Origin of the sequence: Embleya sp. NPDC056575, from assembly GCF_042793325.1 — a bacterium.
GTDB lineage: Bacteria > Actinomycetota > Actinomycetes > Streptomycetales > Streptomycetaceae > Embleya.
The window spans coordinates 1-1,381 of the sequence record NZ_JBHTVA010000177.1; the positions used below are offsets into that span (position 1 = coordinate 1).

The 1,381-nt window shown below is 73.3% G+C and carries 1 protein-coding gene; it reads right to left on the minus strand.

The features are described from left to right. Positions 1-1,381, minus strand: a 1,381-nt coding sequence (locus tag ACFRCG_RS48530; protein ID WP_380043070.1) for an acetyl/propionyl/methylcrotonyl-CoA carboxylase subunit alpha, incomplete at both ends; no start/stop codon positions are given.

Consider the following 1,381-nt stretch of genomic DNA (forward strand, 5'->3'; position numbering starts at 1 on the left):
TCCTCCTCCTCGTACGCCTCGATCGCGGCGGCGGCGAGGGCGACGGCGGAGTGGCGGTGCGCGACGAGTCGGCCCTCGCCGCGCACACGGTCGATCCAGCCGGTGTCGGCGCTGCCGTCGATCAGCTCGGGCTGGTCCAGCAGGTCGAGCACGAAGCTCTTGTTGGTGGCGCCGCCCTCGATGATCACGGTGGTCTGCGCCATCGCCCGCCGCAACCGGCCCAACGCCTCGTCCCGGTCGTGCCCGTACGCGATGATCTTGGCGATCATCGAGTCGAAGTCGGCGGGGATGGTGTCGCCCTCGCTGACCCCCGTGTCCACCCGGATGCCCGGCCCGGCTGGCAGGTCCAGGCGGGCGATCCGGCCCGGGGAAGGCGCGAAGTCGCGGTCCGGGTCCTCCGCGTTCAGCCGGGCCTCGATCGCATGCCCGCGCTCCGCGGGCGGCGCGCCGTCCAGCCGCTCCCCCGCCGCCACCCGCAACTGCGCCTTGACCAGGTCGAATCCGGTGGTGGACTCGGTGATCGGGTGCTCGACCTGGAGCCGGGTGTTGACCTCCAGGAACGCGAACCGCCGCTCCCCCGGGTGGTAGAGGAATTCGACGGTGGCGGCGCCGCTGTAGCCGACGGCCAGCGCCAAACGTTCGGCCGAGGCCTTGAGTTCGGCCACCTGGTCCGGCGCCAGGACCGGCGAGGCGGACTCCTCGACGACCTTCTGGTTGCGCCGCTGGATCGAGCAGTCGCGCACACCCAGCGCCCACGCGGTGCCCCGGCCGTCGGCGATCACCTGGACCTCGACGTGCCGGGCACCGGTGACCAGGCGCTCCAGGAACACGACGCCGCTGCCGAACGCGCGCGCCGCCTCCTGACTGGTGCGCTCGTAGGCGTCGACCAGCTCGGCGTCGCTCGTGATCACGCGGATGCCGCGTCCGCCGCCGCCGGCGGTGGCCTTGAGCATCAGGGGGTAGCCGATCTCGGCCGCGGCGGCCAGGGCCGCGTCCAGGGTCTCCACCGCGCCGCGGCTCCACGGGGCGACGGGGACGCCGACCTCCTCGGCGATCAGCTTCGAGCCGATCTTGTCGCCGAGTTTGCGCATCGCCTCCGGGCTCGGGCCGACGAAGGCCACACCCAGCTCCCGGCACAACTCGGCGAACGCCGGGTCCTCCGCGACGAAACCCCACCCGACCCACGCCGCGTCCGCGCCGGTGGCCACCAGCGCCCGCTCCAGGGCCTTCAGGTCCAGATACGGGCGCGCCGACGCCGGCCCCAGGTCGAACGACAGATCCGCCTCGCGCACGAAGGTGGCCGTACGGTCGACGTCGGTGTACAGAGCGACGGTCTCGATCCGGGTGCCGGTCTCCGCGGCCAGCTCCCGGACGGCGTGGA